The sequence below is a fragment of the Comamonas avium genome (assembly GCF_014836675.1).
GTDB classification, from domain to species: Bacteria; Pseudomonadota; Gammaproteobacteria; order Burkholderiales; family Burkholderiaceae_C; genus Comamonas; species Comamonas avium.
In genome coordinates this window covers 468,203-489,086 of record NZ_JACSQK010000003.1, presented here as the reverse complement: position 1 = coordinate 489,086, position 20,884 = coordinate 468,203, and the positions used below count along the sequence as shown (strand labels likewise).

Genomic DNA, 20,884 nt, shown 5'->3' with positions numbered 1-20,884 from the left:
GATTAACATACACTCTCGATTTTTTTATTATTTCCATTAAAACTTTGCATGCGACTTTCTTGCATGAATAGCACTATCATTACAAAAACAATATATCCATTTCCAATCATCAACCCCAATAGCGGCGCTGAAAACAAATACCACCCCAACAAAACGCCTTGAATACCAATTGCAGGATCTTTATTTTTATTTAGCAACCGAAATAACAAACCTATTAAAAATGAAAATACAACAACACCAGGCCATAAAAAATTAACATACAAATCAACCGCAAAAAATGCATTCGCATTCGCAATTTCATTCCATGAACCAAATTGGTATTCAAACACATAGCGCTCTATATTTATTTTCTCCATACCAAAAATACCAGAAATAAATGTACTAGATGCACCAAGCAGTGGCACGGAATGAAATTGATTTAAAAATACAAAAAGCATGTCCTGTGCCGTAAAGACAGGGACGGCAAAAGAGCGCCACAAAAAATAATCTAGAGCACTAATAGGCAAATACTGCGCTGAAAAATATGATGCTCCTCCACCTTCATCACTTAAATCTGATGATGTTAACCACACAAGAGAAAAAAGAATTAAAAATATTAAAATACAAAAATTAAAGAAATGCCTTGTTTTAAATTTTCCCACAACAACCAAAGCAAATATTACTGGCAATAATATATTAAGAAATAATGCCTTTTGCATAAAACTCAAACAATAAACAAGGCAAATTACCAAAAAAACATATCTCCATCTCTTGTTGTCAATAAAAGATTTAGCGGCAATCAATGGAAGAATGGTATAAGTAAAAAAAGCACTTATATACTGAAATATTACCTCCCACCCTTGTCGCCCTTTAAGAAAAGCACCTCTGGAAAATGAACTCTCGCTGTCTGTTGCGCCGCGTAACGTATCGAGAAGAGGTATTGAATCCGCTGTCGAGTATACCAAAAACAAATAAACAGGAAAAAATATCCATACAGCTATATACAATATATTCCAATTTAATTTTATTTTCCTATTTTTTTTTGAATACACGAATTTCTCAATTTTACATCGAAGTCCCAATTGAATAAAAACCACTGAGCACAGTGTAATTGCAGCCAATAATCCGTACTCTCCCTCAAAATCTTTATTTATCCATATAAACCCAGGTAGAATAAAATAAAAAAGCAAAAATACTGCCGACCATAAATTCGCACAGTTTTTATAATTTAAAAAAGAGTCAAACATGGGCTTTAATTATCTAAACTGCTTTCATAGAATTTTTTTGCCTTATATTCAGCTGTAGAGTTGTGCCAAAGTACAGTAAAGCATCCCTGCACCGCCTTGCAAGCATCTTTTAATTGCGCAACCTTTGCCAGTGCAAGCGCCCCAGTACCAAGCCCCAAATAACAGACGTCGATCACCGAGCACTCCATCACCACCAATGGTCGCACACGCAGTTTTAACGCCTCGTCCGCCACCGGATCAAACGCTGGGTATTCAAAGCAGGTGCCACATCTAAAGCCGGGTCTATCGGCATAGCCGAGCGTACTGTCGTAGTCCATGCCGGCATCGGCCCAAGCCCGCAGAGTGGTGGGCTGTTCCCAGCGCAGGTAATGCATGCGTCCACCGATCTCGGTTTGTTGGATATTTTCTTCGGCCAGAATAGTGCGCAAACGGCCTGCCTCGTGCGTAATCAGCTCTGGTTTCTGATAGGTACCGTAGCTGGGGTGCAGGCCAATCTCATGCCCACGTTCATGAATACGGCGCATCAGGCGGCGTATGGCAGGGTGCTCAGGCTCATAGTCGGCATCCATATTGCTCGAGCGGCCACAGATGAAGTAGAAAGCGCTGCTCAGGCCATGCTGATCTGACAGATCCATGATCCACTCAAAAGTGTTGAATGGATCACTCAGGTGCAATGCATCACGGGTGTTGAGCCGTATCCAGGGCGCGCGCAGAGCATTGGGGATGTCACCACGCTTAAGTACATCGCTAGCCATGCTGCGCAGCAAGCCTTTAGCGCTGGCAAAGCCGTAGCGACTAGGGGCATCCACGTCATGGCTGACTTTCATGCTGAACTGGTGCTCTTTCAATGCCATGCCCGGCCAGGTTCGCGCGATGACCTGGCCCAGTACGTAAAGCCATTCATCGACGATGGGACGCTCCAGATAGTCGTGCTTCCATGCATGCGAGGATGAAGCCGGAAAACGCCCGTGAGCATCCAGATCAGTGCGGCCCACTTCTTCCTGACGGGTCAGCATCCAGTAGGTCAAACCAAGAATGTCGTAGCCTATATGCCAGCCGCCGTTAACGGTGGCCTCTATTAATGGCAAAGACAAATGCACTGCACCAGGGGCTGGCAGATTGCCCGGCAAAGCGGTGACCCAGCCATCGGCAGGGGCGGGCCATGTGGCACAGGGCAAATCCGAATCTGCGCGAGTGAAGGTCGCGCCATCCAACGCTAGGGTGACACAGCGCGTATCGCCAGACAGTTGCATGGTGATGCAGTTGCCATCTGGCTGTACTTGCAGCTCAAACAGGTGGCCAAAACGCTCTTGCAGCAGGGTTTGCAGCCAGGCAAGGGCTGCCGTTGAATGCCACGTTGCAATACTCATCACTTCGCCTCCTTGAGGCTTCGGGCAAACAGCGCCGCTTTCAGGATAAACGATGTAGTTTTGCTCACGGTGAAGTAAGGGGTTTGCTGCGCTCCAAACGCGCGAAAAAATTTCTCTACGGGTTCAATCATCGACCCCTCAAAATCAAAGCGCTTGGTAACCGTTGCCGCAAATTTGATCGCCTCCCACATGCACAGACTGGTGGCGCCGCTGTTGCGCAATTCAGGGTCGCCGCCGCCCATCAGGTAATAGGCACTGTTGCCATCCCACACGATGTACACCCCGGCGTGGCGGCGGCCTTGCTCGTCTTCGGCAATGAAGATCTTGCGCGCTTGGCGTGCAACGCACGCCTGATCAAGCTTGTGCACAAAGGCCTCGGTATAGGGCAAGGCCATGTCCTGGCGGGCAAAGGTCATGCGGTTAAGCACCAGTAAATCATCGACAGTTAAATCATCACGTACGCGCAGTTGGAGGCGGTTGCCGGCTTTTTTGATTTCTCTGCGGATATTTTCTTGCAAGCCCTGCCAAAGCTCCTCCTCATCACTCAGTTCCTGCAGGATGTAGGTGTAGCGCGTGGTCTGCTGAAAGCCCGCCCAGTAAAACGGCAACCAGTTGCCCATTCGCCAGTGCCAGTTCTGGGTGAAGTGGGCAAAGGGCGGTAGTTGATCAATCAATGCCTGCAACCAATCCTTGTGCTGCGCCAGCTTGGTGGAAGATTTTCCGTCCGTCTCGCGCAGCCAGGGCCCCAGGGTTTGCGTCAAGGCGGGCTGGCCCAGGAAGGTGAAGCCGTAGCGCTTGCGCGGCACATAAGGCATGGCAGCGACGATGGCACCGCCTTTTTCCACCAAGGCCACATCCCACGCCCCTTCGCCTGCAGTAGCATCGAGCCACCAAGCTTGGCTGAATAGGGGGATGGAGGGTTCCAGGCTGCAGAGAGTGCGGTATTTATCAACGGTGGAACTCAAAACATCACCTCAAAACTTACAAATCATGTAATACCGCTTTTCACCTGTCGAAGGCTCTTGGTATTCTTCAACGGGTTGAAAACCGATTTTTTTTGCCGACATCAACGAGGCCGTATTATTTAATGAAATTCGCGAGGATATTCCAGAAAAACCTGCCAACTTGAAATTATTAATAGCCGTCTGTCGCATTTTTGTGGCAATACCTCTCCCCCCCATCTCAGGCAAAACACCGATAAAACCCTCGTGAATTGTATTCTCTTTAATATCTCTCTGATTTAGGTAATACATATTCATTCCAACAATTTTCGATGTACCAACAGCATCTCTTTGCTCAACAACCAACAGACAACGCCTGCCAATATGGCTGTAAAGACTGCGCAGCATCCATGAAAAAGCAGCCCCTTCATTGAGTTGTTGGTAAATTTTTGTAATCGCTTCTACGTCCGATGACGAATACCCGCGAAACAGCAACCCATCAACCTCTTCACTCGTTATTTTAACGAGTCTTCGCGCGGCACTGAGGTTTCTCGCGGCAAATACGAATCCACTCAATTTTGATTTAATTTTTGCAAGCATCATTTCGCCATCCATCTCCCAATGGCAAGCAAATAAGAAACAATCCCATTGATGCCATACATCAAACAATAAGAACCAGAGAAAATGGTGAGAGCGATTTTTTCATTTGAAAAAAATTCACCACTAAAGAATGAAGCTACAACAAGAACCAACAGGCATATTTGCCATAAAAGATCAATCTTTTGTTTTTCGGCCAGCATGAACATTGAACTCAAAGGGCTGGTAATGAACTGCAAAAATGCCATGGGCGTCAGGATTTGCGCATATTCACCGGCCACGCGCCACTGTTCGCCAAACATCCAGGCAAATAACGCAGGAGCGACAAAGAAAAAGATGGTGAAGGGCACTATCGAGATCAACAGTAGACGCTTGAATGTCTTCTGATAGATAGCCTTGCATTGGCCTTGGCGCATATAGGCTTGGCTAGCTTCTTGCCGAAACACATCGCCCAGAGCTCCAGCAACCAAAGCCATGGGCGCAGCCATAACCCGCTGGGTGAGGGTGAAAAAGCCCGCCGCCGTGGTATTGAACAGGGCGCTGAGGAGCAGCACAGGCATCTGACCTGAAGCGGTGTTGAAGCCGTGGGCGACGATCAAATATTTGGGAAAGTTGATGTATTTTTTGGCCAGCGCCACGCTGCGCAGGGGGCGCAGGGTGCGGATGAGGCCGTGGTCTTCGCGCCAGATCAGGCGTGCTAGCACGCTAGTAGCCAGCACCTGCCCGGTTATTTGCCCCCCCACCAGGCCTACGGCACCACTGCCTGCGTAGCCACTGCCCAACTGCGCCAGCGCGGCGCTGCCGCTTTGCACCGTCCGGCTGATGGCCAGGCGCTTGTACTGGGCTTTGCGGTTGCTCCAGTAGTTGAGGCTTTGGTACAGGCCCAGCAGCAGGGTAGATGCAGGCACCCAATACAACCAGGGCGCCAGCGCGGCATCACCCAACAGTACGGCGATCGGTTGAGCAAGGAAGAGGACGACGAGCAACAACACAGCGCTGATTGCGATGCTTAGCGCCATGGCCAAGGCAGCAATGTGCAGCGCATCGCGATCCTGGCGTGGCAAGAGGATGGCCAGTTCATAGCGCCCAGTGACCAATACGCTGGCAATCAGCGCGACCGCCATATAAAGTGCAAAGCGGCCAAATTCCTCCGGACTATACAGCCGCGTAAGAATAGGACTGATGGCGATTGGTATCGCCTGCGCCAAGCTTGTGCCGGTCATCAAAGTGAGGACATTGCGGGCGTAAGCGCTTTTAGGAAGTAAATTTCGCATGCGCTTTAATTCATGATGCTTTTGAATACACTGCGTGCTGTTGCGGCATAACGCTTGGCACCCTCTTCATTCAAGTGGTGCTCATCTAGGTAGATCGGTACGCCATCAGCAAAAGGCGCTTGGGTAAACAAGCCAGAAGATTCGAAATTTAAACTGACTGTACTCGAATAGAGTTCTGCGTACTGCCGCAGAATTAAGTTGGTTTGCGCATAAGCGGGGTCAATATCAATTATTGAATCAAGACCCAGTGCTCTGAATCGTATGGCCCGCAGCGGGTTCTTTCTTAATAAAGGCTCTTGTTCAAGAAGATAAATTTCCTTACCCGCCTGACTTTGCTCTGACAAAAAAACATTCAAAGCCTTTTTAAAGTCCTCAGATGCCAATTGCCAGTTCCAGCTTGCAGCCAGAAATAGCACCTTTGTGTGTGGCAAATATTTCTTGGCCTCCTCAATTTGTTCCAAACAGGGTCGATGTGCCCACTCGGCAATACGCTGATAATCAAACCCTGGAATGGTCACGCAACTGCTGGCAGTGATGATGCGCGCCTTGAACCCCAAATCCTTTCCCAACTGGTCAAAAAAGAGATTGAGCATGGCTGCATGAGAATCGCCCAGAACCAGCACTTCCTTGTCGCTGTTCAGATCACCTTTGAGGCAATCGTCAACAATCTGTCCATGGCAAATTTTTGTGGGATCAGCGTAGCGCTGATATTCGATGGGCAGCGGTGGAGGTGATAGCGCTTGATTGATTTTGGTCATGCCGACCCCCACCCCCAAGACCGAACCAGCCAGTAAACCGTAACCCAGCATTTTTCTCAGACGGGGGAGGTTGCTCGAACGTAGTGGTATTTCTACCCAATAAAACGACAAGCATGCCAAGAGCCAGGTCAAGGCAATAAACAGCAGACTAAACGGTACATCCAGTACTTGCGTGCCTGTGTAGTAGCGCAGCAAGGCCAATACCGGCCAATGCCACAGATAGAGTGAATACGACAGTTCACCCAGCAAGACCAGAGGCTTGCTTGCCAGTACTCGTCCTAGCCCCCCCTGAGCAGGGTGCAGCAGAACGAGTGCGGCTCCAGCCACAGGCAACAAGGCCAGCAAACCGGGGAAAGGTCCAAGTTGAGGCTGCAAAGTGGCAGCCGCGATGATCAAGACCATTCCTAATTTGTTGAGCCAAGGTTTGTTTTCCTTTGATGATTTTTCAGCATACAAATGGAGTGCTACGAGCGCTCCAGCAAAGAATTCCGGCAGACGCGCATATAAGCTGTAGTAAGTTGCCTGCTCGATACCCAGTACACGCAGACGATATTCCGCTAAGCAGGTGAAGCCGAGCAGCAACGTTGCAAACAACCATTTAAGCGCCTTGACGGGCAGTAGCAAAACCAGCAGTGGGGCCAGCAGGTAGAACTGGATTTCTACTGCCAGCGACCAAGTGTGCAGCAGGGGTTGTTCATGACTAGCAGGAGCGAAATAATCACCAAAGCCAGCAAAGTAGTTGTTACTGTTGAACCATGCTGCTTGATTCAGGCCTTTTTTATAAATGGCAAGATCTTGCGGCAAAAACAGGACTGCGGCGAGCAAAGAGACTACCGTCAGCATTGCAAAATACGCAGGTGCAATACGTTTCAAGCGACTGACGTAGAAGTACTGCAACGTATTAAAGATCCGGTAATCTGATTGATTTTTTTTGTGCAGTAATATGCTGACAATCAAAAAGCCAGAGATAACCAGGAATATATCGACCCCGACAAACCCACCAGGCATCCAGGCAGGGTTGAAATGAAACAACATCACAACCGACACCGCAATCGCACGCAGACCTTGGATGTCGGGGCGGTAATTAATGGTACTCATTAACCAGCCGATTTATGTCGCTCGTTACTGCTGGGCAACTAATGTTGCAATTTGGGTAATGCTTTCTTCGCCCAAATAAGGGTGCATGGGCAAACTGACCACCTTCTGCGCAACTGCATCACCCACAGGTAAATATGCACCCACATCCGCCACAGCAGGCTGCAGATTCAACGGTATTGGGTAATGCACTGCTGTAGGAATGCCTTGCGCCTTAAGCTTGTCTTGCACTTGCTGGCGGTTGGGCACCTGCAGCGTGTATTGGGCCCATGCGCTGGTGTTGCAGGACTCAACATGTGGAAGCTGAATGCCAAACGCTTCGTCACCTTCTTGTACGAACTTTCGCAATGCATCAGCGTATTGCTGGGCGACTTGCTGGCGCTGGGCAACTTCTTGGTCCAGTACAGCCAGTTTCGGCAGCAAAATTGCAGCCTGGAGCGTGTCCAAACGGCTGTTCACACCTACGCGAACATGGTGGTAGCGGCGATCTTGCCCATGGCGAGCAATCTGGCGCATCACTTTCGCCAGTTCATCATCATTGGTAAAAATAGCCCCACCATCGCCGTAGCAGCCCAAGGGTTTGCTTGGAAAGAAACTGGTACAGGCAATAGTGGTGAGATTGCAGCTTTTTCGCCCCTTGTATGTTGCCCCAAAACTTTGGGCAGCATCTTCAATGACAGTCAAGCCGTGTTTCGCGGCAATCACATTGATGGCGTCGTAATCGGCACATTGCCCATAAAGGCTCACGGGGATGATCGCTTTGGTCCGCGGGGTGATGGCTGCTTCTAACAACTGTGGGTCAAGATTGCAGGTACGTGGATCAATATCTACGTATACAGGCTTGGCACCCAACAGAGCTACGGTTTCAGCCGTTGCGATGTAGGTAAAACCAGGAGTAATGACTTCATCACCGGGTCCAATACCCAATGCCATTTGGGCGATTTGCAAAGCATCTGTGCCGTTAGCCACTGAAATGCAATATTTTGTACCGGTATAAGCTGCTAATTTTTCTTCTAGTTCAGCAACTTCTGGTCCCAAAATGTATTGGCCATGATCCAATACACGCTGAATACCAGCATCAATTTCTTTTTTTAAATTCTGATACTGCGTTTTAAGATCAATAAATTGCATGGCTTACTCAGGCTGGTTGTTGTATGACGGTAGTGCCACTTAATACATAAAGTTTTCCGGAGTGCGCGCAGACTACTTGCCCTTCTCCTTTAAGCGGCAGATTTAGTTGTTCGCCAAATTCGCTCATCCAGCCAATTTGCTTTGCGGGTACACCCACCATCAGTGCGTAATCTGGCACATCTTTATTCACCACCGCGCCGGCGCCTACAAATGCATAGGCACCCACCGTGACACCGCAGACAATGGTGCAGTTGGCGCCCAAAGTGGCACCTTTCTTGACCAAAGTATCGCGATATTCATTTTTTCGCTCAATCAAAGAGCGGGGGTTATAAACGTTGGTGAAGACCATGCTGGGGCCGCAGAACACGCCGTCTTCCAGTGTTACGTTGTCATAAACGCTCACGTTGTTCTGTACTTTGCAATGATCGCCAATCACGACTTTGTTACCAACAAAGACGTTTTGCCCCAGCGAAACACCGCGGCCAATTTTTGCCTGCGCACAGACATGAACAAAGTGCCAGATACGGCTACCTTCTCCAATCTGCGCGCCCTCGTCGACGATGGCGCTGGAATGCACTGAGTAATTCATGAATCAGCGCTCCAGTGGCAATGCAACGCGAACGCCATCACGTGCTGAGCGGTACATGGCGGTCAGTAGCTCCAGGCTCTTGAGTCCTTCACGACCATCAGTTTCCGCCTCTGCTTGGCCTTGCAGGGTTTTGATGACGTTGTCGTAATACAGCGGGTGGCCAAAACCATAAACGCTGGTTGTGGCGTAGCTGGCCTGCTTGATCTCTTCATCTTCCGGTCGTTGATCTGCAAACTGCCATTGCTGAATTTCATTGACAGCTACGCCCCCTACACGGACCGTACCCTTTTCACCCAAGATGGTGATGCTGCCTTCCAGATTTTTGGGATACGTGAGCATGGTGACATTTAAGGTACCCATGGCACCATTGCGCCAGCGTATGGCAGAAACGCCTGTGTCTTCAGCCTGAATATTGCGTGCCAACGTTCCGGTATAGCTCATTACGCTTTCGACTGGGCCAATCAGCCAGTTGAGCAAGTCAATATAGTGGCTGGCCTGGTTCATAAAGGCCCCGCCGTCCCATTCCCACGTACCACGCCACTTGGCAGCGTCGTAATACTCTTGGGGACGCGTCCAGAACACATTCAGGGCAACGCTATATATGCGACCAAAACGGCCCTGCTCTACTGCTTGCTTTAACAGCTGCAAAGTTGCATTGCGGCGGTTTTGTTTCACAACAAAGAGCTTGACCCCTGCGTCGTCGCATGCTCGTACCATGCCCAAAGCTTCATGCCATTGTGTGGCCATCGGCTTTTCGCTGACTACATGTCGCCCCGACTGCGCAACTTCAATCGCTTGCCTGGGATGAAGGCCACTGGGTGTGGTCAGTATCACGGCATCAGCCGTTGTCTTGGCTAACAGCGCTTGCAAAGATGCATGGCCTTGGGCTCCGGTTTTCTCGACAGCTTGTGCCAGCGCTGTAGAGTCAATGTCACAGACATCCACCACCTCGCACCGATCCTTGTGCTGGTCCATAGCACCAAAGTGGTTGGCTGAAATACGGCCGGCACCAACGAGTGCAAAGCGAACTTTTCGGTCTTGAACAGGGGTCAGCATTAAAGTCTCAATTACAAGCGGAAGATGGAAAAACCTTGGTCAGCCAGCGCATGGCGGTCGTATAAAGACTTCACATCGACCAGAACTGGCTGATTGCCTCGAGTCAAAGCCTTGAGTTGCGCCCCAGACAAGCTGCGATATTGGTTGTGCCCCACGGCTACCACCAGAGCGTCCACTGGATGTGCTTCATCAATTTGCCCCAAGGTAATGCCATATTCGTGGCGCACCTCCTCGCTATCAGCCCATGCGTCAGCAACGACAACCTGCGCGCCCCAAGCTTCGAATTCATGCACCATGTCCACAACCTTGCTATTGCGGATGTCAGGGCAGTTTTCTTTGAAAGTAATGCCCATCACACCAATACGGCAGCGTGGCACATCCATGCCGTTTTGCAGCATCATCTTGACGGTATTGCGTGCGACATAACGCGCCATGTTGTCGTTAATTCTGCGCCCCGCCAAAATCACTTGAGGGTGATATCCCACCTGCTCAGCTTTGTGCGTCAGGTAGTAGGGGTCCACGCCAATGCAGTGACCGCCCACCATTCCAGGTCGGAAAGGCAAGAAGTTCCACTTACTGCCGGCAGCCTCCAGCACGTCTAAAGTATCAATTCCCAAACGGGCAAAAATCACTGAAAGCTCGTTGACCAGCGCAATATTCAAATCACGCTGCGTGTTCTCAATGACCTTGGCAGCTTCTGCCACCTTGATGCTGCTAGCCAAGTGCGTACCTGCCGTGATGATTTCACGGTACAGGCCGTCGACTGCCGCGGCCACTTCTGGGGTGCTACCACTGGTAATTTTTTTAATCGTGGTCAGTGTGTTGACCTTGTCACCTGGGTTGATGCGCTCAGGGCTGTAGCCACAAAAAAAGTCCTGATTGAATTTCAGGCCACTCATGCGTTCAAGCTCCGGCACACAAACCTCTTCGGTTGCGCCCGGATATACCGTGGATTCATAAATCACCACATCGCCAGCTTTCAGTACAGCACCCACGGTCTGACTGGCTTTGATCAACGGCGTCATATCTGGACGATTTGCCTGATCAACGGGCGTTGGCACTGTCACGATAAACACCTTGCAGGCACGCAGATCTTCAATCTCGTGGCTGTAGTGAAGGTGAAGCGCATTACGCAGCTGTTCAGGGCTGCATTCCAAGGTATGGTCTTGCCCGCCGCGCAGTTCATCGATGCGCCGTGCGTTGATGTCAAACCCTAAAGTCTTTCGCTTGGTACCGAATTCGACTGCCAAAGGCAGACCTACGTAGCCAAGACCAATAATGGCAATGCTGGCATCTGAAAAGTTCATCGTTTTAACTTCTTCTTAAGGTGTTTACCTACCCCACGCTGAGGTACGGCATGAGGTCAGCACTTTTATACAGCCAGTTTTGCCAGATCAGCCACGCGGTTCATGGCCACATGCAATGCTGCCAACAAGCCCAAACGGTTGGCCTTCAAGGCAGCATCTTCAGCATTCACCATGACGTGCTCAAAAAACGCATCCACCGGAGCACGCAATGCTGCCAAGGTTTGCAAACTTGCGGTGTAGTCACCTGCTTCAAACTGCTGCTGCGCCTTGGGTGCAACGGATTGCAATGCTGCAAACAGGTCTTTTTCAGCCTGCTCTGCCAGCAACGCCTCGTTCACCTGAGGTTGCACTTCTGTTTCGGCTTTCTTCAGGATATTGCCCACGCGCTTGTTGGCAGCAGCCAGTGCTTGCGCTTCAGGCAATGCGGCAAAGGCACGCACGGCTTCCAGGCGTTTTTGCACATCGGCCAGGCGCTGTGGGCGCAAAGCCAGCACAGCTTCAACTTCTTGAGCACTAAAGCCTTGTTCACGCAGATTGACCGACAGGCGGTCGTAAAAGAACTCCACCAGTTGCGCCGTTGCGTCGGTGATCTTGTCGCCAAAAGCTGGCACAGCGCTGACGAGCAGCGTTTGCAGATCCAAGGGCAGGTCTTTTTCGACCAGCATGCGAATCACACCCAGCGCATGACGGCGCAGGGCGAAGGGGTCACGGTCACCGGTGGGCAGATTGCCGATACCGAACATACCCACCAGCGTTTCCATCTTGTCAGCCAGCGCCACCACCACGCCAGCATTGCCACGCGGCAGGTCATCGCCCGCAAAACGGGGTTTGTAATGGTCTTCAATGGCGTCGGCCACCGCCACATCCAGGCCGTCGTTCAATGCGTAGTAACGGCCCATGGTGCCTTGCAGCTCTGGGAACTCGCCCACCATATCGGTCACCAAATCGGTCTTGGCCAGCATGGCAGCCTGGTCGGCTTGCTGCACCAATTGCGCGTCACCCATTTGCTGGGCGATGGCTTTGGCAATGGCGCGCACACGTTCTACGCGTTCGCCTTGGGTGCCCAGCTTGTTGTGGTAGACCACCTTACCCAGGCCTTCAACACGCGAAGCCAGTGTTTTCTTGCGATCTTGGTCGAAGAAGAACTTGGCATCAGCCAGACGGGGGCGCACGACGCGTTCATTGCCTTCGATGACAGCCGACGCGTCTTGCGGCGTGATGTTGCTGACAATCAAAAACTGGTGCGTCAACTTGCCTTGCGTATCCAGCAAGGGGAAGTACTTCTGATTGGCCTTCATGGTCAGAATCAGGCATTCCTGCGGCACGTTCAAGAACTCTTTTTCGAACTCGCAGACCAGCACATTGGGCCGCTCGACCAACGCAGTGACTTCATCCAGCAGTGCCGCGTCTTCAATGGGGCGCACACCGCCACCCACACGTGCAGCCGCCGCCTGCAACTGGCGAGTAATGTCTGCGCGACGCTCGGTAAAGCTGGCAATCACTGCGCCCTCTTCACGCAATTGCTCGGCGTAGCTGTCAGCGTTGCGGATGACCACGGGGTTCACTTTGGCTTCAAAGCGGTGACCGTGCGTGGCGGAGCCTGCTGTCAGACCCAAAGCCTTCACGCTGATCAGCACTTGCGTGCCGTGCATCACCACCAGCCCATGCGCAGGACGCACGAAGTTCACACTGGTCCAGCCATCTTGCAACTGGTAGCGCATGACCTTGGGGATGGGCAGCTTGGTGAGTGCCTCGTCCAGCGCTTTTTGTACGCCATCTGCCAGCGACACACCTTTGGCGGTGGAGGCAAAGAACAGGGTTTCAGCCTTGCCCTCTCCCTGGCGCTGCAGACTGGCCACGGCAGTGGCATCGGCCCCGAGCGCAGCCAGCTTCTTGAGCAGTGCGGGCGTGGGCTTGCCATCGGCATCCAGCGCCACGGCAACCGGCATCAGTTTTTGCGACACAGCCTTGTCTTCGGCCTGAGACAGCACTTCAGTAATGTGCGCCGCCAAACGGCGGGGCGAAGCGTAAGCCGTCAGTCGCGATTCACTGGAGGCCAGCAGGCCTTGCGCCTTGAGCTGCTCAAACAGCACGCCTGCAAAAGCATCTCCCAGCTTTTGCAACGCTTTGGGTGGCAACTCTTCAACAAACAGTTCAACAAGAAGATTCGATGCGTTCATAGTATTTGATAGCTTCCAGCGCTTAACAGATAGGGGCTAGAGGCTGATTTGTTTAGTATTTAACAGCGACCGCTTAAGCGGCCTTCTTGCTTTGTTGCTCTGCGGCTTTGGCCAGCTCGGCCAGCACTTCGTCGGCATGTGCTTTGGAGGCCATGGGAAAGCCCAGGCGCGCGCGGCTGTCCAGGTAGCTCTTGCCCACTGCGCGGGCCAGATTGCGAATGCGGCCGATATACGCTGCACGCTCAGTTACCGAGATGGCGCCACGTGCATCCAGCAAGTTGAAGGTGTGGCCAGCCTTGAGCACCTGCTCATAGGCGGGCAGCGCCAGTTGCGCCTCAATCAATTTGCCCGCTGTTTCTTCGTGCGCGGTGAAGGCGCTGAACAAGAAGTCAATATTGGAGTGGTCGAAGTTATAGGTTGACTGCTCCACCTCGTTTTGGTGGTACACGTCGCCGTAACTCAGACCGTCAGTCCAGGTGAGGTTGTAGACGTTGTCCACCCCTTGCAGGTACATGGCCAGACGCTCCAGGCCGTAGGTGATCTCGCCTGTCGCAGGCTTGCAGTCAATACCGGCTACTTGCTGAAAGTAGGTGAACTGCGTCACTTCCATGCCATTGAGCCAGACTTCCCAGCCCAGACCCCATGCGCCCAGCGTTGGGTTTTCCCAGTCGTCTTCCACAAAGCGGATGTCGTTTTTCTTCAGGTCAAAGCCCAGCGCTTCCAGCGACCCCAGGTACAGCTCCAGAATGTTGTCTGGCGCTGGCTTTAAAACCACCTGAAACTGGTAGTAGTGCTGCAGGCGGTTGGGGTTCTCGCCATAGCGGCCATCTTTGGGGCGGCGGCTGGGCTGCACATATGCTGCCTTCCATGGCTCAGGGCCGATGGCGCGCAGGAATGTGCCGGTGTGCGAGGTGCCGGCGCCCACTTCCATGTCATACGGTTGAAGCAGTGCGCAGCCGTGGTCGGCCCAGTAGGACTGCAGTTTCAGAATAATTTGTTGAAAGGTCAGCATGACTTCAGAAAATGTCTTGGCTGCGCAAACGTGCTGCGCTGGCGCGTGATGTTGGTGGTGAAACGCTCACAGCAAACGGGCACAACAAGTGCCACGCACAGGCGCGTGTAAAGCAGCGATTCTAGGCCCGTAGGCCCAGCTTTTCTGTGCCTGTTTGTGTGACCGTGCTTGCCATGTCGACTTAAGCTTTAAAAAAGAGAGCTTCAAACGCTTTCAAAACAATAACTTCAGATATTTTCATCTTCCATTAGCTTCTCTGACTTGCGATTGAAGCTCTCTTTTTTGACATTTTGTAATGTATGCAAAGAAAAACGCAGCTCTACAATGCTTGCCACTGTTTGCTTTGACCATTGCTTACCGCTTGCGAGGATTGGCATGAACCTGTTCAACATCATCAAAAATCAGCTGATTGAAGTCATCGAGTGGACCGATGATTCGCGCGACACCCTGTCTTACCGCTGGCCGGATGACGACAAGGAAATCAAGAACGGCGCACAACTGATCGTGCGCGAGTCGCAGCAGGTGCAGTTTGTGGCCGCCGGCCAGTACGCCGATTTGTTTGGCCCCGGCAAGCACACCTTGACCACCGAGAACGTGCCGGTGCTGTCCACCATACTGGGCTGGAAATACGGTTTTCAGTCGCCCTTCAAGTGCGATGTTTACTACATCAACACGCGGCTGTTTACAGGCAATAAATGGGGCACCTCCAACCCGGTGCTGATGCGCGATAAGGATTTTGGCGTGGTGCGCATTCGCGCCTTTGGCTCGTACGACTTTCGTATCGTTGAGCCAGCCAAGTTTTTGAAGGAAGTGGCGGGCACTGACCAGAACTTTCGCATTGATGAGTTTGCCGACACCATGCGCTCGCGCATCGTCAGCGTGTTTACTGAGGCTCTGGCCAAAGCACAAGTGCCGGTGCTGGACGTAGCCACGCGCTACAGCGACTTGGGTGATGCACTGGTGCAGATCATCAACCCGGTGATGGTCGAAAAATACGGTATCGAGGTGGCAACCTTCGTGCTGGAAAACGTCTCCGTCCCGCCGGAAGTGGAAGAGGCCATCGACAAGCGCTCCAGCATGAGCGCGATTGGCAACCTCAACGACTATGTGAAGTACCAGATGGGCCATGCCATGGCCAACGGCGGCGAAGGCGCTGCAGCAGCCACCATTCCCGCGACCATGGCCATGGGTTTTGGTATGGCGCAGGAAATGATGAAACAAATGCAGCAGCCTGCCCCGCAAGCACCCGCTTTTGGTGCGCAGGTATCCAGCGATGCGTTCTCACCAGCTGCAGCACAGGCGGCACAAGTGCTCTCCACATCGCCATCGCCCGTTGCCGCAGGTCTGCTGGTCTACACACCAGAGCAAGCCGCACAGGTGCTGGGCGTGGAAACAGCCGATGTGCTGGCCGAGCTGGAAGCAGGCAATCTCAAAGGCCGCAAGATTGGTACGAACTGGCGTATTGCGCAAACTGCTTTGGATGAGTTCTTGCGCGGTGCATAAGAACGCCACCTGAGCCGCTAGCGGCCTCCCCCACTGGGGGGCGGCAGCCTTAGCCTTGCTGCGGGGCGGCCCTTGCTCGCTGCGCTGGCTGCTCTACGCTTTTCTCAGCGCCCTGTTTTCCTTTTAGCTGTGACTGACACTTCTTCATACACACCAGCCCCTGATGTACCCAAGCCATCCATGGTGCGCAAGCACCCATGCCCGGAGTGCGGTGCCAATCTGGAGTGGAATGCCAAGGCGCAATCGCTCAAGTGCCCGTACTGCGGCACCATAGTGCCGTGGAGCAAGGAAGTCCGCGAAGAACTGGGCCAGGCCATCGTTGAGCAAGACTTGGCCGAAGCACTCAGCCAGCCGCCCAGTGGCCGCGGCTGGGGCCAGCAGCGCAATGAAGTGCAGTGCCAAAACTGCCGCGCAATTTCAGTGTTTGTGGACGGGCGTGTCGCGCAGCGCTGTGACTTTTGTGGCTCTCCCGCCATCGTGGCGCATGAAGATGGCAGCGATGCCATCACCCCGCAAAGCATCCTCCCGTTCAAGATCAGTGATGGGCAGATCCGCGACAAGATTCGCCAGTGGTACGGCTCACGCTGGTTTGCACCGAATAAGCTCAAGCACGCCGCACTGACGGACACGCTGCATGGCGTCTATCTGCCGTACTGGACGTTTGATGCCTACGTCAGCGCCACATGGCAGGCTGAGGCAGGCTTTTACTACTACACCACCGAAAGCTACCGCGATGCCAACGGCAATACCCAGACACGACAGGTGCGCCACACCCGGTGGGAGTCGGCATCTGGGCAGCTCAAGCATTTTTTTGATGACGAATTAGTACCCGGCACTGTGGGGGTGCATGCCAAGCTGCTGCGTGCGGTGGAACCATTTCCCACCACCACCGACCTTCAGCCCTACACCCCGGAGTTTGTCCGGGGCTGGACGGTTGAGCGCTACCAGGTGGATTTGCACAAAGCCGCCACACTCAATGAACAGGACATGGACCACCAGGTGCAAGCCATGTGCGCACACCAGGTGCCCGGCGATACCCACCGCAATCTTCGCGTGCAGCGCCAGTACGCAGGCCGCACCTTCAAACACGTGCTGGTGCCCATCTGGGTGGTGGGCTACACCTATGGCAGCAAAAACTACCAGATCATCGCCAATGGCTATACCGCACAGATTGCCGGTGAGCGACCGTACAGCTGGGTGAAGATTTTCTTTGCTGTGCTATGTGCGGTGCTGATATTGCTCACGGTGATGACCTGGGTACAAAACAGTTGATTGAACACGCACCCAATGCACCCGGCAAAACGGCAGCCCATGGCTGCCGTTCTTAATTGAATGCCGCGTGGTTTTGCGTTCAGGCCGCAAAGACTTGCGCATCTTTGAAAGCAGGCTGTTTCTGGTCTTTGTCAGACAACAGAAAATCCACGCCCAAATCAGGCCACTGGATACCGATGTCCGCATCGTTCCACGCTATGCCCCGGTCAGACTGGGGCGCGTAGTACGCCGTGGTTTTGTACATGACATCTGCAGTCGCACTCAGCACAAGAAACCCATGGGCAAATCCAGGAGGTATCCAAAGCTGTCGGGCATTTTTTGCCGAGAGTTGATGGCTCGTCCATTTTCCAAAATTTGGAGAACTCTTTCGAATATCCACCACAACGTCCCAAATCTCACCTTGAATCACATAGATCAATTTTCCCTGTGCACAAGGAGCCACCTGGTAATGCAAGCCTCTTAAAACACCTCGCCGACTATGACTTAAATTGTCTTGCAAGAAAAGGACATCATCGCCTAAGAAATCAGCATAAACACGCTGATTAAAGGCTTCTTGAAAAGACCCACGAGCGTCCATCCAGACTTTGGGCTCGAGCAACATCAGTTCAGAAAAATCTGTGGGTATTTTTCTCAAAACTTAGGCCCTTTAATAAATTGCATTAAATATTTTCCATAGCCATTTTTAAGCAGCGGCTGGGCCAGTTTTTCTATTTGTGCTGCGTCAATCCACCCTGAGCGAAATGCAATTTCCTCTGGGCAAGACACTTTCAGCCCCTGCCTTTGCTCCAGCGTGGCGATGAACTGCCCGGCCTCTAGCAAACTCTCGTGTGTTCCGGTATCCAGCCACGCATACCCACGACGCATGAGCTGCACATTCAACTGATTTTTTTCGAGGTACAACCTGTTCAGGTCGGTGATCTCCAATTCACCACGCAGCGATGGCTGGAGGCCCTTGGCCATTTCTACGACTTGTGCATCGTAGAAATACAGCCCTGTAATCGCAAAATTGGATTTTGGATTTTCCGGTTTTTCTTCTACAGACAGCACTTTGCCGTGATCATCGAATTGAGCAACGCCATAGCGAGAAGGATCTTGAACATGATAGGCAAACACCGTCGCACCGGATGTCTGGTCACTGGCTTCTTTGAGTAAGCGCTGGAAATCATGGCCATAGAAGATGTTGTCGCCCAACACCAGGGCACTGGGTGCACCGTTGAGAAACTTCTCGCCAATCAAAAATGCCTGTGCCAATCCATCAGGGCTGTGCTGTACCTCGTAATGAAGGCTCAATCCCCATTCACTGCCATCACCCAGCAGTTGCGCAAAACGCGGCGTATCTTGCGGCGTACTGATAATCAAAATATCTCGGATACCCGCCAGCATCAAAGTACTCAGCGGGTAGTAGATCATGGGCTTGTCATAGACGGGCAGTAGCTGCTTGCTGATGGCTAGCGTGGCCGGGTGCAGACGTGTGCCGGAGCCACCCGCCAAAATAATGCCTTTGCGCTGTGCAGTCATAATGTTCACAAATTAATAGCATCGAGTGCTTGCCAGTCAATAATTTAGCCTGCTTTTACTTGAACTCACAAGATCTCGCGCAACATGCGGTCAACACCTTGCTGCCAGACAGGCAGATGCAGCCGCATGGCAGCCTGCAACTTGACAGTGCTAAGGCGTGAATTCAATGGCCGCTGGGCAGCCGCGGGAAAGGCAGTGGTGGGCACCGCAGCTACATGTTGCACCTTCCAGGGCAGATCGGGGCGCAAAATTCTCGCCTGTGCAATGACGTGGCTGGCATAGGCATGCCATGTGGTTGTACCACCTGCAACCAGGTGGTACAGGCCCAGATCGTGGTCGTGCGCTCGGACATGGCGTAGGGCATGGGCAGTGACATCTGCAATCAGATCAGCACCTGTTGGCGCCCCCCACTGATCGCTGATGACGCTGAACTCGTCATTTTCTTGCGCCAGACGAAGCATTGTCTTGGCAAAGTTTCTTCCACGCGAGCCATACACCCAGCTGGTACGAAAAATCAGGTGGCGGCACCCTGTCGCCTCAATGCGCTGCTCGCCTTCAAGCTTGGTTCGGCCATAGACCGACAGCGGCCCTGTTGTATCGCCCTCTTTGTGTGCATTGCAGCCACTGCCATCAAACACATAGTCGGTGCTGTAGTGCACCAGCAAGGCACCCAGAGAATGCGCCTGCAGAGCCATGACCTCAGGGGCCTGAGCATTCAGGCGCAATGCCAGCGCCTGCTCTCCCTCTGCCTTGTCCACTGCTGTGTGCGCCGCAGCATTCACAATCACATCCGGGCGTACGGTACGGATGGTCTGCGCCAGCCCTAGCAAGTCACTCACATCACCGCACAGGCCGTCAGAGGGCGTTCGGTGCTGCAATGCGATCACTTCGCCCAAAGGGGCCAGGCTGCGTTGAAGCTCCCAGCCAACCTGCCCGGTACTTCCGAACAGCAAAATCTTCATGCGCTGCCCTCTAGGCTGTAGTGCTTTTGCACCCAGTCGCGGTAGCTACCAGACTGCACGCTGGCGACCCACTGTGGGTTGTCCAGATACCACTGGACAGTTTTGCGAATACCGGTTTCAAACGTCTCAGCAGGCTTCCAGCCCAGCTCACGTTCAAGCTTGCGAGCATCCATGGCGTAACGCCGGTCATGGCCAGGGCGGTCTGTCACAAAGGTCATTTGCTCTGCATACGACTTGCGATCTGCACGAGGGCGCAACTCATCGAGCAGTGCACACACGGCTGTGACGATGTCTAGATTGGTTTTTTCATTCCAGCCACCCACGTTGTAGGTTTCACCAAGTTTGCCCGCATCCAGCACATGGCGGATCGCGCTGCAATGGTCACGCACATACAGCCAGTCGCGCACCTGCATTCCATCGCCATAAATAGGCAGTGGCTTGCCCGCCAAGGCATTCACAATCATCAGCGGGATCAGCTTTTCAGGAAAGTGCAGCGGACCGTAGTTATTGCTGCAATTGGTGGTCAACACCGGCAAACCATAGGTATGGTGCCAGGCACGCACCAAATGGTCAGATGCCGCTTTTGACGCGGAGTACGGGCTGTTGGGCGCGTAGCTGTGTGTTTCGGTAAAAGCCGGATCGTGGGGTGCCAGTGTTCCAAAGACCTCATCGGTGGAGACGTGCAGAAACCGGAAACTGCTTTTGGCGGCACCCTCTAAATCACTCCAGTAGGCACGCGCCGCTTCCAGCAAGCGAAAAGTACCCACCACGTTGGTCTGAATAAAGTCTTCTGGCCCATGAATGGAGCGGTCCACATGGCTTTCTGCCGCGAAGTTGATGATGGCACGCGGTTGGTGCTGGGCCAGCAACTGAGCCATTGTCTTGCCATCGGCAATATCAGCCTGCACAAAGATGTGACGTGCATCGCCATGCAGGCTGGCCAAGTTTTGCAGATTGCCCGCATAGGTCAGCTTGTCGATATTGAGTACTGGCTCATTCGTGACAGCCAGCCAGTCGAGAACAAAATTTGCGCCAATGAAGCCTGCGCCACCGGTGACAAGAATCATGGTACTTGGAGTAATTCAGGAGTGAG

General features: G+C 52.6%; 19 protein-coding genes. 2 read left to right on the top strand and 17 right to left on the bottom strand.

Annotated elements, in window-relative coordinates; genetic code table 11:
- Positions 1 to 2: 2 nt before the first annotated feature.
- The 13 genes from H9646_RS07490 to H9646_RS07430 all read right to left on the bottom strand — a co-directional run bounded on the left by H9646_RS07490 (position 3) and on the right by H9646_RS07430 (position 14,913).
- Positions 3 to 1,226, bottom strand: a complete 1,224-nt coding sequence (locus H9646_RS07490) for an O-antigen polymerase (protein WP_191722719.1) — start codon at positions 1,224 to 1,226, stop codon at positions 3 to 5.
- Between the two features lie 5 nt (positions 1,227 to 1,231).
- Complete coding sequence (locus H9646_RS07485; RefSeq protein ID WP_191722718.1) at positions 1,232 to 2,596, bottom strand: polysaccharide deacetylase family protein; 1,365 nt, start codon at positions 2,594 to 2,596, stop codon at positions 1,232 to 1,234.
- The gene (locus H9646_RS07480; RefSeq protein WP_191722717.1) at positions 2,596 to 3,561 is read right to left on the bottom strand and encodes a GNAT family N-acetyltransferase; all 966 of its coding nucleotides are present in this window, start codon (positions 3,559 to 3,561) and stop codon (positions 2,596 to 2,598) included. Before H9646_RS07480 ends, H9646_RS07485 begins: the two co-directional genes overlap by 1 nt.
- Before the next feature lie 9 nt (positions 3,562 to 3,570).
- Positions 3,571 to 4,140, bottom strand: coding sequence for a GNAT family N-acetyltransferase (locus H9646_RS07475; protein ID WP_191722716.1), 570 nt, complete (start codon positions 4,138 to 4,140; stop codon positions 3,571 to 3,573).
- Entirely contained in the window at positions 4,137 to 5,408 is a 1,272-nt protein-coding gene (locus H9646_RS07470) for an oligosaccharide flippase family protein (protein WP_225214035.1), read from the bottom strand. The genes H9646_RS07475 and H9646_RS07470 overlap by 4 nt, the downstream gene beginning before the upstream one ends.
- Before the next feature lie 5 nt (positions 5,409 to 5,413).
- Positions 5,414 to 7,264 (bottom strand): acyltransferase family protein, encoded by a 1,851-nt coding sequence (locus H9646_RS07465; RefSeq protein WP_191722714.1) that lies wholly within the window; start codon positions 7,262 to 7,264, stop codon positions 5,414 to 5,416.
- A 24-nt stretch (positions 7,265 to 7,288) separates the two neighbouring features.
- The gene (locus tag H9646_RS07460) at positions 7,289 to 8,392 is read right to left on the bottom strand and encodes a DegT/DnrJ/EryC1/StrS family aminotransferase (protein ID WP_191722713.1); all 1,104 of its coding nucleotides are present in this window, start codon (positions 8,390 to 8,392) and stop codon (positions 7,289 to 7,291) included.
- Between the two features lie 7 nt (positions 8,393 to 8,399).
- A complete protein-coding gene (gene wbpD / locus H9646_RS07455) occupies positions 8,400 to 8,981 on the bottom strand; it encodes a UDP-2-acetamido-3-amino-2,3-dideoxy-D-glucuronate N-acetyltransferase (RefSeq protein ID WP_191722712.1) in 582 nt (193 codons plus the stop codon).
- Between the two features lie 3 nt (positions 8,982 to 8,984).
- Positions 8,985 to 10,037 carry a Gfo/Idh/MocA family protein gene (locus H9646_RS07450; protein ID WP_191722711.1) on the bottom strand — a complete coding sequence of 351 codons (1,053 nt, stop codon included), beginning with the start codon at positions 10,035 to 10,037 and terminating at the stop codon, positions 8,985 to 8,987.
- Positions 10,038 to 10,048: 11 nt separating this feature from the next.
- The gene (locus H9646_RS07445; RefSeq protein ID WP_191722710.1) at positions 10,049 to 11,344 is read right to left on the bottom strand and encodes a nucleotide sugar dehydrogenase; all 1,296 of its coding nucleotides are present in this window, start codon (positions 11,342 to 11,344) and stop codon (positions 10,049 to 10,051) included.
- Between the two features lie 65 nt (positions 11,345 to 11,409).
- Positions 11,410 to 13,524 carry a glycine--tRNA ligase subunit beta gene (glyS, locus tag H9646_RS07440; protein WP_191722709.1) on the bottom strand — a complete coding sequence of 705 codons (2,115 nt, stop codon included), beginning with the start codon at positions 13,522 to 13,524 and terminating at the stop codon, positions 11,410 to 11,412.
- A 73-nt stretch (positions 13,525 to 13,597) separates the two neighbouring features.
- A complete protein-coding gene (glyQ, locus tag H9646_RS07435; RefSeq protein WP_191722708.1) occupies positions 13,598 to 14,536 on the bottom strand; it encodes a glycine--tRNA ligase subunit alpha in 939 nt (312 codons plus the stop codon).
- Between the two features lie 227 nt (positions 14,537 to 14,763).
- The gene (locus tag H9646_RS07430; RefSeq protein ID WP_191722707.1) at positions 14,764 to 14,913 is read right to left on the bottom strand and encodes a hypothetical protein; all 150 of its coding nucleotides are present in this window, start codon (positions 14,911 to 14,913) and stop codon (positions 14,764 to 14,766) included.
- On the opposite strand from H9646_RS07430, the gene H9646_RS07425 reads away from it, so the two are divergent.
- On the top strand, positions 14,912 to 16,039 hold the full coding sequence (locus H9646_RS07425) for an SPFH and helix-turn-helix domain-containing protein (RefSeq protein ID WP_191722706.1): 1,128 nt from the start codon (positions 14,912 to 14,914) through the stop codon (positions 16,037 to 16,039). The two genes, H9646_RS07430 and H9646_RS07425, sit on opposite strands and share 2 nt — an antisense overlap.
- A gap of 129 nt (positions 16,040 to 16,168) precedes the next feature.
- Positions 16,169 to 17,311, top strand: a complete 1,143-nt coding sequence (locus tag H9646_RS07420) for a zinc ribbon domain-containing protein (protein WP_318244908.1) — start codon at positions 16,169 to 16,171, stop codon at positions 17,309 to 17,311.
- 79 nt (positions 17,312 to 17,390) lie between these two features.
- Here H9646_RS07420 and rfbC read toward each other — a convergent pair whose 3' ends face one another.
- The 4 genes from rfbC to rfbB all read right to left on the bottom strand — a co-directional run bounded on the left by rfbC (position 17,391) and on the right by rfbB (position 20,858).
- Entirely contained in the window at positions 17,391 to 17,945 is a 555-nt protein-coding gene (gene rfbC / locus H9646_RS07415; RefSeq protein ID WP_191722705.1) for a dTDP-4-dehydrorhamnose 3,5-epimerase, read from the bottom strand.
- Positions 17,942 to 18,829: a glucose-1-phosphate thymidylyltransferase RfbA gene (gene rfbA / locus H9646_RS07410; RefSeq protein ID WP_191722704.1), complete on the bottom strand. Its 888-nt coding sequence runs from the start codon at positions 18,827 to 18,829 to the stop codon at positions 17,942 to 17,944. Before rfbA ends, rfbC begins: the two co-directional genes overlap by 4 nt.
- Positions 18,830 to 18,894: 65 nt before the next feature.
- Positions 18,895 to 19,791: a dTDP-4-dehydrorhamnose reductase gene (gene rfbD / locus H9646_RS07405; RefSeq protein ID WP_191722703.1), complete on the bottom strand. Its 897-nt coding sequence runs from the start codon at positions 19,789 to 19,791 to the stop codon at positions 18,895 to 18,897.
- The gene (gene rfbB, locus H9646_RS07400; protein ID WP_191722702.1) at positions 19,788 to 20,858 is read right to left on the bottom strand and encodes a dTDP-glucose 4,6-dehydratase; all 1,071 of its coding nucleotides are present in this window, start codon (positions 20,856 to 20,858) and stop codon (positions 19,788 to 19,790) included. Before rfbB ends, rfbD begins: the two co-directional genes overlap by 4 nt.
- Positions 20,859 to 20,884 lie beyond the last annotated feature (26 nt).